A 14,186-nucleotide genomic window follows, 5' to 3' on the forward strand; every position below is an offset into this window, starting at 1 on the left:
GCGCTCCGAGCGCGCGGTATCTGACGATGAACACGCAGCGTCTTCTCACCGCATTCGCGCTTACCGGTGGCCTCGCCCTGGGCGCCTTCTGGGTCATGAACGGCGTACGCTGGCCCGTCCATGCCGAGGTGACCCCGGCTGCGGCGCCAGCGGATCGGACTCCGCTCTATTATCGCGATCCGAGCGGCGCGCCGCTTTGGTCGGCCGGGCCAAAGAAGGATGACCGCGGGCGGGACTATCTGCCGGTCTACGATGACAACAAGGCCGCCCAGGCAGAGCCGAAGCCACCGCAGGCGGCTTCATCGCGAAAAATCCTCTACTACCGCAATCCGATGGGCTTGCCCGACACCTCCCCGGTGCCGAAGAAGGACCCGATGGGGATGAACTATATCCCCGTCTACGAAGGCGACGACGTCGATGACGGCACGGTGAAGCTGTCGCCCGGCAAGATCCAGCGCAGCGGCGTGAAGTCCGAGCCGGTGGCGCGGCGACCGGTCCGGGTCCTGGTCAAGGCGCCCGGCACGATCCAATTGGACGAGCGCCGCGTCTCGGTGATCGCGATGCGCGCCGAGAGCTTCGTGCAGAAGATCGCGGACGTCACCACCGGCTCCCGCGTGAAGGCGGGCCAGCCGCTGATGGAGATCTACAGTTCGGCGGTCGCCTCCGCGGCGGCCGAATATCTCGCGACCATCACCTCCAAGACCGTCGGCGGTGTCGAGATCTACGGCCGCGGCTCGCGGCAACGGCTGATCAATCTCGACGTCCCCGAGCGGGTGATCGCCGAGATGGAGAGGACGCATGTTGCGCCCGTCACCATCCATTGGTCGGCGCCGCGCGACGGGATCGTGCTCGAGCGCAACGCAATCGAAGGCATGCGCGCCAATTCCGGCGACGTGCTGTTTCGCATCGCCGACACGTCGCTGGTCTGGGCGCTGGTCGACGTCGCAGAGCGCGATCTCGGCAACATCGCGGTCGGGCAGTCCGTTGCGGTGCGCGCGCGCAGCTTTCCCGGCCGAAGCTTCACGGGCAGGATCGCGGTGATCTATCCGCAGGTGAACCGCGAAACCCGGACGGTTCGCGTCCGCATCGAGCTCGCCAATCCCGAGGCTATGCTGCTTCCGGACATGTATGTCGATGCCGACGTCGATACGGCAGATGGCGCGCCCGTCCTGGCGATCCAGGACAGCGCGGTGCTCGACACCGGCACGCGACAGGCCGTCCTCGTCGACAAGGGGGAGGGGCGCTTCGAGCCGCGCGAGGTGAAGCTCGGCCGGCGCGGCGGCGGCTTTATCGAGGTGCGGGACGGCCTTGCCGAAGGCGAAGCGGTGGTCACATCTGCCAACTTCCTGATCGATGCCGAAAGCAACCTGAAGGCCGCGCTCAAAGGCTTTGCTGAGGCTACGCCTCAAGCATCGGACGCGGGCCATGCGACGGGAGAGCACAAATGATCTCCCGCATCATCGCCTGGTCGGCGCGCAACCTGCTGCTGGTGCTGTTCGGCACCGGCTTTGCGGCGGCCGCCGGCTTCTACGCGCTGCTTCATCTGCCGCTGGATGCGATCCCCGACCTCTCGGATACCCAGGTCATCGTCTACACCGAATACCCCGGCCAGGCGCCGCAGGTGATCGAGGACCAGGTCACCTATCCGCTGACGACGGCGATGCTGACCGTGCCGAAATCGAAGGTGGTGCGCGGCTTCTCCTTCTTCGGCGTGTCGTTCGTCTACGTGATCTTCGAGGACGGCACCGACATCTATTGGGCGCGCTCGCGGGTGATGGAGTTCCTGAACGGCGCCACGTCGCGGCTTCCATCCGGCGTCACCCCGACCATCGGGCCCGATGCGACTGGCGTGGGCTGGGTCTACCAATACGCCGTGATGTCGAAAGAATTGAACCTCGCAGACACGCGCGCGATCCAGGACTGGACTTTGAAATTCGCGCTCGCCAAGGCCGAGGGCGTCGCCGAAGTCGCCAGCATCGGCGGCTTCGTCAAGCAGTACAACGTGGTGCTCGACCCGCAGCGCATGCGCGACCGCGGCATCAGCATGCAGAAGATCCGGGAGGCGATCCGTGCCAGCAACGCCGATGTCGGCGGCCGCACGGTCGAGCTGTCGGAGTTCGAATACGTCATTCGCGGCAAGGGCTACATCAAGAGCATCAACGATCTCGGCAACATCGTGTTGAAGACGAGCAACGGCACGCCGGTGCTGCTCCGGGACGTCGCCAATGTCGAGCTCGGACCCGACGAGCGGCGCGGCATTGCCGAGCTGAACGGCGAGGGCGAGGTCGCAAGTGGCATCGTGCTGCAGCGCTTCGGCGTCAACGCGCTCGACGTCATCGAAAACGTCAGGAAGCGCTTCAAGGAGATCGCGAGCAGCCTGCCGAAATCGGTCGAGATCGTCCCGGTCTACGACCGCTCGGGCCTGATCTATGCGGCGATCGACACGCTCAAGCACACGCTGTTCGAGGAGAGCATCGTGGTCGCGCTCGTCTGCATCGTGTTCCTGCTCCATGTCCGCAGCGCCCTGGTCGCGATCCTGATGCTGCCGGTCGGCGTGCTGATGGCGTTCGGCGCCATGAAGCTGCTGGGCCTGGGATCGAACATCATGAGCCTCGGCGGCATCGCGATCGCGATCGGCGCCATGGTGGATGCCGCGATCGTCATGATCGAGAACGCGCACAAGCACCTTGAGCGCGCCGAGCCCGGTCAGTCGCGCGTCCAGATCCTGATCGACGCGGCATCCGAGGTCGGCCCGGCGCTGTTCTTCAGCCTGCTCATCATCACTGTCTCGTTCATGCCGATCTTCACGCTGGAATCGCAGGAGGGGCGGCTGTTCAGCCCGCTGGCGTTCACGAAGACCTTCGCGATGGCGGCCGCGGCCCTCTTGTCCGTCACCCTGGTCCCGGCGCTGATGGTGATCTTCGTCCGCGGCAGGATTGTTCCCGAGAGCAGGAACGTCATCAACCGCTTCCTGATCTTTATCTACCGGCCGGTCATCAAGGGCGTGCTGCGCGCCAAGACGCTGGTGATCCTGGCCTCGCTGGTCGTGCTCGCCGTCACGATCTGGCCGGCGCGGCAGCTCGGCACCGAGTTCATGCCGACGCTGAACGAGGGCACGCTGCTCTACATGCCGACGACGCTGCCCGGCATCTCCGTGACCAAGGCGGCCGAGCTGATGCAGACGCAGGACCGCATCATCAAGTCGTTTCCGGAAGTCGAATCGGTCTACGGCAAAGCGGGGCGGGCGGCGACCGCGACCGATCCGGCGCCGACCGAGATGTTCGAGACGGTGGTCAGCTTGAAGCCGAAGGAGCTTTGGCGCCCCGGCCTCACCATCGACAGCCTGATCGCGGAGATGGACAAGGCGCTGCAATTTCCAGGCGTCTCCAACGCCTGGACCATGCCGATCAAGGCGCGCATCGACATGTTGTCCACCGGCATCCGCACCCCCGTCGGGGTCAAGGTGATGGGCACCGACCTCGTCGAGATCGACCGGCTGGCCAAGCAGGTCGAACGCGTGATCAAGACGGTGCCGGGCACCTCATCGGCCTATGCCGAGCGCGGCATCGGCGGCTACTATCTCGAGATTGTCCCGGATCGCGAGGCGCTCGCCCGCTATGGCATCCTGATCCAGGACGTTCAGGATACCATCGCGGCCGCGCTCGGCGGCCAGACCGTCACGACGACGGTGGAGGGGCGGCAGCGCTTCACGGTGAACATGCGCTATCCGCGCGACCTGCGCGACAATCCCAAGGCGATCGCCAGCGATATCCTGGTGCCGATGCCCGCAGGCGGCGCGGTGCCGCTCGGCGAGGTCGCGAAGGTCGAGCCGGCGCGGGGGCCGACCTCAATCCGGACCGAGAACGGCCAGCTCGCGACCTACGTCTATGTCGACATTCGCGATCGCGACATCGGCAGCTACGTCGCCGATGCGCAACGCGCCGTGAGTGACAGCATCCAGTTCCCGCCCGGTTATTACGTGGTCTGGAGCGGCCAGTACGAATATCTCCAGCGCGCCGCGGCGCGTCTGAAGATCGTGGTGCCCGTGACGCTCACGATCATCTTCCTGCTGCTGTACCTGAATTTCAGGGCCATGACCGAAACCCTGATCGTGATGCTGTCGCTGCCCTTCGCGCTGGTCGGCGGCATCTGGATGATGTGGTGGCTCGGCTTCAATTTGTCGGTCGCCGTCGCCGTCGGCTTCATCGCGCTCGCCGGCGTCGCCGCCGAGACCGGCGTCGTGATGCTGATCTACCTCGAGCATGCCCTGGCCGAGATGAAGGCGACCTGCAACGCCGAGGGCAGGGGCTTCACCCGGCTGGATCTCCAGGAGGCCATCATGGTGGGTGCGGTCGAGCGCGTCCGTCCCAAGATGATGACGGTCGTTGCCATCATGGCGGGCCTGCTGCCGATCATGTGGAGCACAGGGACCGGGTCGGAGATCATGCAGCGCATCGCGGTGCCGATGATTGGCGGTATGATATCGTCGACGCTGCTGACGCTGATCGTGATCCCGGCGATCTTCGGGTTGGTGAAGGGTGTCCGCCTGCCGCCGAAGCGTGAGGACAAAGGACGACCGGCCGAAATGCCAAAGCCGATCGGCGCCAGATTGCGCGTAGTGGAGCCTGCGGAATGAGGTGAGCCATGATGTCGGGAATGTTCGGGACGATGGGGTTGATCACGGCACACAAGCCGGGCGCTCAGCCGCAGTCGGGCGTCGAAGATCGAATGGGTGGAATGATGGGTGGCGGTGGACGCGATCCCAATTTGAAAAGTCTGGAGGCGGCTATGCAGGTGAAGGGCATCACCTATTGCCACGACACCTATCGCGTTACGACTGCGGACGGCAAGACGCACGCCTTCTGGGAGCGCAATCTGCGCTTGAAGACGGATTCCGGCAAAGATGGTCCACAAGGTAGCGCCCCGGCCCTGGTACCTGCCGGCATGATGGGCGACCGTGCGGATGTGATTTTTGCGTCACCTGAAGAGATCAGCAAGGCTATTGAGCGGCGATGCTAGGAGATGCGCGCATGGGCTTCTACAACGACGTCATTCTTCCACGGCTTTGCGACCTAGCGATGCGCAACAAGGAGCTTGCGCCCTACCGGCAACGGGCGACCCGTGCGGCTCGGGGCCGTGTCCTCGAGATCGGCATCGGGTCCGGCCGCAACCTGCCGTTCTACGGGGCTGCGGTGAAGCAGGTTGTGGGGCTCGAACCCGGTCCGAAGCTTCTCGAGATGGCGCGGAGCGCTCCCCATCCGGACACTCCGGTTGACTTTGTTGAAGCTTCGGCCGAGGCAATTCCGATCGATGACCGCAGCATCGACACGGTCGTGACGACCTGGACCATGTGCAGCATTCCGGACGTCGATCTCGCGATGACAGAGGCGCGACGTGTGCTGAGGCTGTCAGGGAAGCTGGTCTTCGTCGAACATGGCCGCGCGCCAGAACCGCACGTGCGCTGGTGGCAAGATCGCCTGACCCCGGCGTGGATGCGCATTTCGGGCGGCTGTCATCTCAACAGGGACATTGCCGACGTCTTGACCCGGAACGGCTTTCACATCGACGAGATGCGTACCGGATATATGAATGGTCTGAAGCCGATGACCTTCATGTACGAGGGCCAAGCGAGTCCTCGTTGATGCCTGTGGCGCGCTCCGACTTGAGATGCAACGTTGAAACGAAAGGAAGCCGAAGATGAAGCAACGCGCATATCTGATGACGCGCCGGTCACTTGTCGGGCTGATGGCCGCGGCAGCTCTTGCAAGGCCCGCCGCGGCGGCGCCCGACGCAGCCACGCTCACGGTGCACCGGGATCCGAGCTGCGGCTGCTGCGCCGGCTGGGTGCAGCATCTGCGGGACGCGGGATTCACCGTCCAGGTGGAGGAGACGCCCGACCTCGAGCCGATCCGGGCTCGTCTCGGCATCCCCGCGAACCTGGTCGCGTGTCACACGGCAGAGGTCGCCGGTTATGTCGTCGAGGGGCACGTGCCGGCTGCGGCCGTGCGGCGCCTCCTCGCGGAGCGTCCAAACGCGAAGGGGCTCGCCGTGCCGGGCATGCCCGTGGGATCGCCCGGGATGGAAGGCGGCAAGCCGCAGCGTTACGAGGTCGTGCTGTTCGGCGGCGACGGCCAAAAGCCGTTCATGCGCTTCATCGGCGCGCAGGCGATTGATTGATGAAGGAGCGCTCCGAGATACCGGCGTCAATGATGCGCCGGGCTGCGCGAGGATAGCGGCGACGGCGCTGCGCGATGCGCAACCGCCACTATGGCTGCGGCGGATAGCGCTCGAACGCCGGCAGTTCGTGCGCACGCTCCATCCAGCGCAGGCGCTCGGCGACCTGGATCTGCATCGTGGCAGGCACGACATCGGGATCGTCGTAGGTCGCGCTCTGGATGTCGATGATCCCCGGCATCATGTTGGCATTGACGTAGAACAGTCCGGTTCCGCACGCGCCGCAAAAGTGCCGCCGCCCGTGTTCCGAGGAGCGGTAAACCTTCGGCTCGCCCTTGGTCACCTTGACGGCGCCGTCCGGATACATCGTCCAGCCGACGACCGGAGCGCCGGCGTGAAGCCGGCAATCGCGGCAGTGGCAAAGCGCGTGCACGATTGCCTTGCCCTCGACCTCATAGCGGATTGCGCCGCAGTGACAGCCGCCCGTGATGGTGCTCATGCGTTCCTCCGATCGAAGTAACTTTTCAGATCGATAGCTCTCGAGCCCCGTGGCTTCAACAACGCAACCAATTCGAGATTGCGTCCTACTGTCGCCTGACAGCTGCTGCCATTGCGTGATTTGTCGGGAACCGCGATGAAGGCAAGCCGAGCGGCCGGCCGCAAGCCGGGCGGAGCCGCGGGCGCGCGCAGCTGCGGCTCTGCCGACAGGCTATCCTCGCGCCCGTGTGCGCTCAGGTACCAGCAGGCGTTGCTTCACCGTCTGCGCGATCGCAGCCGGCGCCTCCTCGGGGATCGCAAAGCACGAGCTCGCGTTGATCTCGCACAGCACGTAGGTGTCTGCGCCGGCCGCGTCTTTCGGCCCGTACAGGAAGTCCGCGTCCCAGATCACCGGCAACGACGGCTCATCGATGCCGAGCGTTGCCATCATCTGCGGCGTCCATTCGTCCTCCATCGCTCCTCGCAGCGCCTGGAATTGCGCAGCATCAGGCCCGTGCATGATCCGCGGCCCGGGCTGCGCCTCAGGCGCTTCCGGTCCTTCCGGCGGCGGCGGGATCAGGGCCTTGATCTTCTGGTGGCCGAAGCCTGCGACTTTGGCGCCGCTCATGTAGCAGCGGATCATGCCGTCGGACAGGCGCGGCTGAAACGCCTGGTCGATGATGCAGCCGCCCCAGCCGAAATAGGGCTCGCAGCGCGCGAGCAGGGCATCGATAGGCATGTCCTCCGGCAAGCTGCCGCGCTGCGCATGCAGCACGCGAACCATGCCTTGGGTGTCGGGCAGGGCCTCCACCTTCCAGACGCCCTGGCCGCCATTGCCGCGGTTCTGCTTCAGCACGCGCGGGCCGCTGGCACGAAGGCGCGCCGGAAATTGGCTGCGGAAGCTTGCTGCGCTATCGTAGCGATGCGTGTCGGCGCCGTGTCCGGTAGAGCACCTCCTTGACGCCCATCTTCAGGATGATTTCCGGATGCGCGCTCACCCACGGCCCTCGCGCTGCGACGTCGCGCAGCAGGTCGTCGAGCTCGGCGCGGGTCTTGCCCTGGTGGATCGGGTCGACCCAGACCAGCACGCCGTCGGCTCCGAGCAATTGGTCGCGGACCGCGCCCGCAAAGCTCTCGTCGTAGATCACCGGGAAGGCGTCGATGCCTGCGGCAGCGAGCGCTTCGAACACGCGGACGAAGCGGCTGTTCTGCGCCGTCGCCTCGCGCCGAGCGGCCGCGTCGCCGCGCGAGAGGATGGCTATTGTCTGGCGGGAGGAGGGGTGACGTTCGGTGTCCATGCGCAAGCTCCACGTCGTTGCGTGCTGCGCAGAACTTGGACCTGGGTCTCACGGGGAGTCTGCATCGTCCCCGTGCCGACAATGTAAGTGAAACCGCCTCGTCGTTTCAAGATGGTGGCTGGCGGGTTCCTTCGAAGGGTGAACTCTTCGTGACGTGGCGCGGACGTGCGCCGGTTGACAGTTCGGTCTTCCAGGTTTTTAGTCAGCGCGACGGGGATGTGCGATCTCCCCGCGAGGCGACATGCCCAAGCATCGCGTCCTGATCACCAAGGGCGCAGCATGTCATCACACACCGCAGCTCCATTCCACAATCCTCCCGACTTGCCGGCATTCGGCCGCCGAACCGCCATGACGTGCGCTCGGCGGCAAAGCCTCTGCCTCCGCCGGGCGCGGCCGGAGCCGGCCTCACCTATCCGACGTCACCTGGGGCGGGGACACACCCAGAGCTCAAGGGAGCTGATCCATGCATAAGACTGTTTCGGCACTGATCGGCGTCGCTGCCTGCTTCATCACGAGCGCTCACGCGCAGGGCATCGACTGGCAAAAGGTCGATGAGACACTGGGCCGCAAGCCCATGGTTGCGGACGATGTCCATCGCTACGGCTTTCCGCGCACCGATCTCACGGTGACTTTGGACGGGGTCACGATCAAGCCGGCGCTGGCGCTTGGCGGCTGGCTCGCGTTCAAGCCTGCGCATGGCGGAACCATGGTCATGGGTGACCTCGTGCTGCTTGAGGGCGAGGTCAACCCTGTGATGGCGAAAATGATTGCGAGCGGTCTCGAGATCACCGCCGTGCACAATCATCTGCTGCGCGCAAGCCCGGCGACCTTCTACATGCACGTCGCCGGACACGGCGACCCCGTCAAGCTGGCGTCGGCCATCCACGATGCCCTCGCCGAAAGCAAGACGCCCCTGACGGTCGCCGCGGCAGGGAACTCGCCCTCTATCGATCTCGACACGGCGAAGCTGGATCAGATCATTGGCGTCAAGGGTCAGGCCAATGGCGGCGTCTACCAGTTCAACGTCAAACGGCGAGATCCTGTCTCCGACGATGGCATGCTGCTGACGCCGGTCGGCGCGATGGGCGTCGCGACCGCCATCAATTTCCAGCCGACCGGCGGCGGAAAAGCGGCCGTCACGGGCGACTTCGTCCTGACCAGCGACGAGGTGAATCCGGTCATCGTGGCGCTGCGGACGCATGGCATCGAGGTGACGGCGCTGCACAGCCATATGCTGAACGAACAGCCGCGACTCTTCTTCATGCACTTCTGGGCCAACGACGATGCAGTCAAGCTTGCTGAAGGTTTGCGTGCGGCGATCGAGAAGACCGCCAGCACCAAGAGCTGAGCCAGGGCATAAAATACCGTGAGGCGTTCAATGATTGAATGTCAGACGTTGGGACAGCCGACGATATGCGCCGCTTTGGCTGTTCCATCGCGGCCGTTGGCAGGGGCCAGTCTCGTCCTGGGGCTTATGCTGGCTTTGCTAATGGGAGGGAACGCTATGTCCGAGACCCTGACTTTTGACAACGCGCCTACTGGAAAGGCCCCGGCAGGGTGGACTCTCACGATGACCGGCAAGGGTGAACCGAAATGGAGCGTCGAAGCGGAGCCGACAGCGCCGAGCAAGCCGAACGTTCTCAAGCAATCCGGACGCGCGACGTTTCCTGTCGCCATCAAAAGCGATACCAGCATCAAAGACGGCTTCGTTGAAGTGAAATTCAAGGCGGTGTCCGGGTCCGAGGATCGCGCCGCGGGAATCATCTGGCGTGCCAAAGACGCCGACAATTATTACGTCGTCCGGGCAAACGCGCTGGAGGACAACGTGGTGCTCTACAAGACGATCAAGGGCATACGAAACTCGCTGGAGATTGTCGGTCGCAAGGGCGGCTACGGCGTCAAGACGCCGGTGCCGTCCGGGCAATGGCACGCGCTGCGTTGCGACTTCGCGGGAAATCGGTTCAAGGTGACGTTTGACGGAAAGCTATTATTCGAGGTGGAGGACGCCACAATCACGGATCCCGGCATGATCGGTCTGTGGACCAAGGCAGATAGTGTGACCTTGTTCGATGATCTGACATATGGTGAGACCAAATAGAAGTTGTCCACCTCTGTCGGAGAGCTTCAACCTGTTTCCACACCTCTCGATCGTCGAGAATTGCATGCTGGCGCCGATGAAGGTGCGGGGCCTTTCCCGCGCCAAGGCGCACGAGCGTGCGATCGGCCTGTTGCGCAGGTGCGCATCCACGATCAGGCGAGCAAATATCCGGGGCAGCTCTCCGGCGGCCAACAGCAGCGCGTCGCCATCGCGCGTGCGCTGTGCATGCAGCCGAAGATCATGCTGTTTGACGAGCCGACCTCGGCGCTCGATCCGGAGATGGTCAAGGAAGTGCTCGACACCATGGTGGAGCTCGCGGAAGACGGCATGACCATGGTCTGCGTCACGCACGAGATGGGCTTTGCCCGCGAGATCGCGGACCGGGTGGTGTTCATGGATCGCGGCTGCATCGTCGAGGAAGCTGACCCCGAAACCTTCTTCCGCGCGCCGAGGACGGAGCGGGCGAGGGATTTCCTCGGGCAGATCATCCACTAGCGATCCGTCTCGATCTGCGAACCGATCGAGGGTGCGTCGCCGGTTGCGGCATTGATTCGGACCAGCCTACTCATGCCGCCAGATTCTCACTGCCGAAATGACCAGGATCACAGCCAATCCCGGCAGAAGAATCGAATTTGGGACGACGCCGAGAAGCAGACCGCCTATGAAAGTGCCGGTGATGGATCCGATGGCCATCGCAAGCATGAACTGCCAATTCGCGCGGAGCACGGAAAAGCTCTGATCGCGACTATAGCGCGCAAATCCCATCAGCATGGTCGGCAGGCTCACCGCGAGCGAGAGGCTGCCAGCCAGCTTCACGTCCGCGCCGAACAACAGGATCAAGGTGGGGATCAGGAACTCCCCTCCGGCAACGCCGAGTAACGATGCCACGATCCCGATCGCAAAGCCCGCTGCTATGCCCGCGATGATCAGGCTTGCGCCTATCAGCGCCGGTGTGGTTGCCGCCTCGTTACCGTGTGCGAACAGAAGCATGCCGGCGATCAGGAGCAGCAGGGCGGCAATGATCTTGTAGAGCGTCCCGGACTTTAGACGCGTCGCCCAGGATGCCCCGGCATAGGCGCCGACGAGGCTGCCCGCCAGCAGGTTCAGGATGATCGGCCAATGGGCATGTATCTCCGCGAACGGAACGGCGCGTGCGCGAAACGGCAGTGCGCTCGCCACCACGATCAGGCTCGTCGCCTTGTTGAGAACCACGGCCTCGAGGCCGCGAAATCCGAACAGGCTGATGAGCAGGGGGAGCCGAAATTCCGCGCCACCGAGACCGATCAACCCGCCCAGAGTGCCGATGATTGCGCCCGAGCCGAACGCTGCAGGATTGTTTCGCATGGACACGACGGAAAGATGCGCGAATGCGCAAAATCAAACTTGCCCGTAATCCGTCGTGGCGGGGAGCTTCACACCTGCTTACGGCAGGGCGTGGGGCTGAGCTGAAGCGTAGTCCGGAATTTTGCATGTTGCAAACACGTATTGACCAAATGACAACACCCGCGACGGACGGCTCCGTGCGGGTTGCATAGCTTGTTTTTCGAACGCGTTTGCGTGGCGAGTGGTCGCGCGCGCGTTTCGTTGTCGCTCACGTAACTCGACCAAGAGATGGATTTGAGACGAATGAGGTGGCCCGGAAGAATAACCCTCCTGCGTAAGGCGTAGGCTTGGCCCGTTCATACCGTTAGCGCGGTTTGCCTTATCCGCTTGTCCGCGAGGATTTGTAGCTCCTGTCTTTATCATTCAGCTCGCGTTGCGGTTCGTGCAACACGATAAAAGTTTATAGACACAATCTGTACTTGATATACAGCTATCTGTTCTGTTTTATCTTCGGTAGGAAAGCGTCATTCTGAGCGGCATTCGGCCTACCTCTCACCCGGCGGATATTCGATGGCAGCTAGCTGCCCAACACTTCTGAGGCTTACCATCCGCTACGGATGGCAGGCGTGGGTATGCGTACTGGTTACTCTTCACTTTCTTGCTACTGCAGCCGAAGCGAAGTCTTGCGATCGGACAACCTGTCACGAGTTGGCGGCGGCGTGCTTCGGGCCGTCCTGCGGCAGCGGAGCCTTAGGGGCTAACATCTTGCACAACGAAGGTTCGATCGCTGTGAACTATCAGCCTCCTCTCGCGTACTTTCTGGATGAACTTCCGGCTGATTTCGACCCGGCAACTGTCCCGAGTGGCGGAACGGACGTTGCGGTTGCCAGGGTGCGGGCGCTCGATTCTCCAGTGTGGCTAGGAAATCGAGACGAGGCTGGCGCCCATCGTTCTCGCGACAAGCGTTTTGTCCGCATGCGGGTGCTTGAAGTGCGAAGCGGAAATGCTTCGGTCGGCAAGATATACGAAGTCTACTTTGGTGATTGGGGTCGTGAGATGATCTATCCGCTCACCCCGGATCAACTCGCACGCGACTACGTCGTCGTCATGTATTCCGACCCGACAGACGGAAAGCGCCGGCTCGTCGGGTTTCCGGTCAACAGCGCGCAGCATCGAGAGTGGCTGGATAAACGCTCAGAGTACTGGCGGTCGCAGTACAGGAAATAAATCGTCGAAAGGTGGGGGGCATGGGTTGGTCTGACGTCAAGAGTAGGATTAAATTCTTTGGCCCGGACACTGACGATTTGGGCAACCCAACGGGGTTGGATGATGCCGACGACCGTCAACGGCGTGACACCGTACGGTTTAGCATTTTCCACTTCAACCGAAAGCGGGTCTACGGTCCCAAGGGAAAAAGCTGCCATCCCGGCTGCGCTTGACGATCTTTACAGTCATTCCGCTATCGCCCGGGCCATGCTGGACGCGGCCACTGCCGGCGAAGACATCTGGCTGATGAAAAGCATCGATGGATCTTAGTGGAGCTCGTTCGTTTCAGAGTGGTTGCAGGAGACCGCTGACCTTGAGCTACAAGGCCAAAGAAGCAAATCTATTGCGACAATCAAGCCTGGCTGAGTTTACATGAGCAAGCCATCGACAGTTGGTTCAGCGATCGCGTCGCTCCCGAAAATAGTTCAGACGATCGGCGGGGGTCTAATCTGCGCTATCTTGATTTGGACAATGCCTATCGTGAAGGCAGCCGACGGGCCACTCACTTACTTTTCGGTTGAGGAGCCTCGCGAGATTCCGAAGTCCAAGGTCGTGTCATCGACGGATCAGGTCATTTTGGCCAAGGTGCGGGTGCTGGGGCGTCCTGCATATCTCGTTGGGGTGGACCAATCCGGGCAACCATCGCACGATAGCCCCCGCGAGCCCTGGGCAGCTTGGTTACAGGTGCTTGATGTTATCAGTGGCAAGCGGCCAGAGCGAGATCAGATAGACGTTACGTTCGGCGGTGGAGACGATCTATATCGCAGCTATGCTCGAGGCCCCAGCACTCCGCGTCAGCTGGCGCAGGAGTATTTTGTCGCGATGTACGAAGACCACTTCGGGTTCATCTTATCGGCTTTCCTATAAGCACGGAGAAGTACCGCGAGTGGCAGCAAGAGATCACCAAGTTTGAACGAGAGCGGCAGAAGTCGCTTTCGAAATAATCACGTTCATAGAATCCGTCGCGAGAGGGGACGCAAATGGCCTGGTCAGATGTTAGGTCGAAGCTGAAGTTCTGGGGTCTGGGCGAAGACGGTATGGACGGTGAACCCAGCGTCGTGAATGGCCACGAGGCTTCCGACTTGGGGCAAGCCCTTGTATCTTTGGAACAGAAGAACAGCATTCTAAGTGCACCTGAGGAGCTATATACCGGGTCGCAAACCGCGCGTGCTTTGCTCGATGTGGGAGTAGGCATAAATGAGATTTGGTTCTTCCAAGACTTCACCCTTCCCGTTGGTGATCTTGGGTCATGGGCGTACTTGTCCAGCAATACGATGAGAGGTCCGCAGTTGCGAGCAGGGAATGCGGCAACGGCGTCGTTATCGAGCACAGGGACGGGGGAGCACACAGTACTGCCAATGGTCAAGGGGAGCGTTAGAGTTAAGCTTGGCAACAAAGTCAATTACGTGAGATGGGCGACGCCTCGTAAGACCTCCGCAACGAAAACACCCGCGGCGGACGGCTCCGCGCGGGTGTGACGAACTTTCGATGATGCCAGTATGCCGGTGTTTTGCCCGACGAGTCGAAGGGGCGTACGCGTCGCCAGGTAG

12 protein-coding genes and 2 pseudogenes are annotated in these 14,186 nt (G+C 62.7%); 11 read left to right on the forward strand and 3 right to left on the reverse strand.

Annotated elements, in window-relative coordinates:
* The first annotated feature begins 26 nt into the window (after positions 1 to 26).
* The 5 genes from HZZ16_RS00430 to HZZ16_RS00450 are packed head-to-tail and all read left to right on the forward strand — an operon-like array spanning position 27 to position 6,177.
* Positions 27 to 1,448, forward strand: coding sequence for an efflux RND transporter periplasmic adaptor subunit (locus HZZ16_RS00430; protein ID WP_197946428.1), 1,422 nt, complete (start codon positions 27 to 29; stop codon positions 1,446 to 1,448).
* Entirely contained in the window at positions 1,445 to 4,636 is a 3,192-nt protein-coding gene (locus tag HZZ16_RS00435; protein WP_197946429.1) for an efflux RND transporter permease subunit, read from the forward strand. Before HZZ16_RS00430 ends, HZZ16_RS00435 begins: the two co-directional genes overlap by 4 nt.
* Positions 4,637 to 4,644: 8 nt before the next feature.
* Positions 4,645 to 5,019 (forward strand): hypothetical protein, encoded by a 375-nt coding sequence (locus HZZ16_RS00440; protein ID WP_197946431.1) that lies wholly within the window; start codon positions 4,645 to 4,647, stop codon positions 5,017 to 5,019.
* 11 nt (positions 5,020 to 5,030) lie between these two features.
* A complete protein-coding gene (locus HZZ16_RS00445; protein WP_197946433.1) occupies positions 5,031 to 5,642 on the forward strand; it encodes a class I SAM-dependent methyltransferase in 612 nt (203 codons plus the stop codon).
* Between the two features lie 55 nt (positions 5,643 to 5,697).
* Positions 5,698 to 6,177, forward strand: coding sequence for a DUF411 domain-containing protein (locus HZZ16_RS00450; RefSeq protein ID WP_197946435.1), 480 nt, complete (start codon positions 5,698 to 5,700; stop codon positions 6,175 to 6,177).
* A gap of 88 nt (positions 6,178 to 6,265) precedes the next feature.
* Here the strand turns inward: HZZ16_RS00450 and HZZ16_RS00455 are convergent, their stop codons facing one another.
* Both HZZ16_RS00455 and HZZ16_RS00460 read right to left on the reverse strand, forming a co-directional pair.
* Positions 6,266 to 6,673, reverse strand: a complete 408-nt coding sequence (locus HZZ16_RS00455; RefSeq protein ID WP_197946436.1) for a GFA family protein — start codon at positions 6,671 to 6,673, stop codon at positions 6,266 to 6,268.
* A 210-nt stretch (positions 6,674 to 6,883) separates the two neighbouring features.
* Positions 6,884 to 7,949, reverse strand: a pseudogene (locus HZZ16_RS00460) (Cj0069 family protein).
* 463 nt (positions 7,950 to 8,412) lie between these two features.
* Between HZZ16_RS00460 and HZZ16_RS00465 the strand changes: the two are divergent.
* The 3 genes and pseudogenes from HZZ16_RS00465 to HZZ16_RS00475 form a co-directional block, all read left to right on the forward strand.
* Positions 8,413 to 9,297, forward strand: a complete 885-nt coding sequence (locus tag HZZ16_RS00465) for a DUF1259 domain-containing protein (protein WP_197946437.1) — start codon at positions 8,413 to 8,415, stop codon at positions 9,295 to 9,297.
* Positions 9,298 to 9,453: 156 nt separating this feature from the next.
* Positions 9,454 to 10,047, forward strand: coding sequence for a 3-keto-alpha-glucoside-1,2-lyase-like domain-containing protein (locus tag HZZ16_RS00470; protein ID WP_246509902.1), 594 nt, complete (start codon positions 9,454 to 9,456; stop codon positions 10,045 to 10,047).
* 19 nt (positions 10,048 to 10,066) lie between these two features.
* A pseudogene (locus HZZ16_RS00475) lies at positions 10,067 to 10,542 on the forward strand (amino acid ABC transporter ATP-binding protein); the annotation flags it as partial.
* Between the two features lie 66 nt (positions 10,543 to 10,608).
* Here the strand turns inward: HZZ16_RS00475 and HZZ16_RS00480 are convergent.
* Positions 10,609 to 11,391, reverse strand: a complete 783-nt coding sequence (locus HZZ16_RS00480; protein WP_197946438.1) for a sulfite exporter TauE/SafE family protein — start codon at positions 11,389 to 11,391, stop codon at positions 10,609 to 10,611.
* A 744-nt stretch (positions 11,392 to 12,135) separates the two neighbouring features.
* Here HZZ16_RS00480 and HZZ16_RS00485 point away from each other — a divergent pair.
* The 3 genes from HZZ16_RS00485 (at position 12,136) to HZZ16_RS00495 (ending at position 13,503) form a co-directional block, all read left to right on the forward strand.
* Positions 12,136 to 12,597 carry a hypothetical protein gene (locus HZZ16_RS00485; protein ID WP_197946439.1) on the forward strand — a complete coding sequence of 154 codons (462 nt, stop codon included), beginning with the start codon at positions 12,136 to 12,138 and terminating at the stop codon, positions 12,595 to 12,597.
* A gap of 102 nt (positions 12,598 to 12,699) precedes the next feature.
* Complete coding sequence (locus tag HZZ16_RS00490; protein WP_197946440.1) at positions 12,700 to 12,906, forward strand: hypothetical protein; 207 nt, start codon at positions 12,700 to 12,702, stop codon at positions 12,904 to 12,906.
* A gap of 210 nt (positions 12,907 to 13,116) precedes the next feature.
* The gene (locus HZZ16_RS00495; RefSeq protein WP_197946441.1) at positions 13,117 to 13,503 is read left to right on the forward strand and encodes a hypothetical protein; all 387 of its coding nucleotides are present in this window, start codon (positions 13,117 to 13,119) and stop codon (positions 13,501 to 13,503) included.
* The last annotated feature ends 683 nt before the right edge of the window (positions 13,504 to 14,186 follow it).

Origin of the sequence: Bradyrhizobium glycinis (genome assembly GCF_016031655.1) — a bacterium.
Classification (GTDB): Bacteria; Pseudomonadota; Alphaproteobacteria; order Rhizobiales; family Xanthobacteraceae; genus Bradyrhizobium; species Bradyrhizobium glycinis.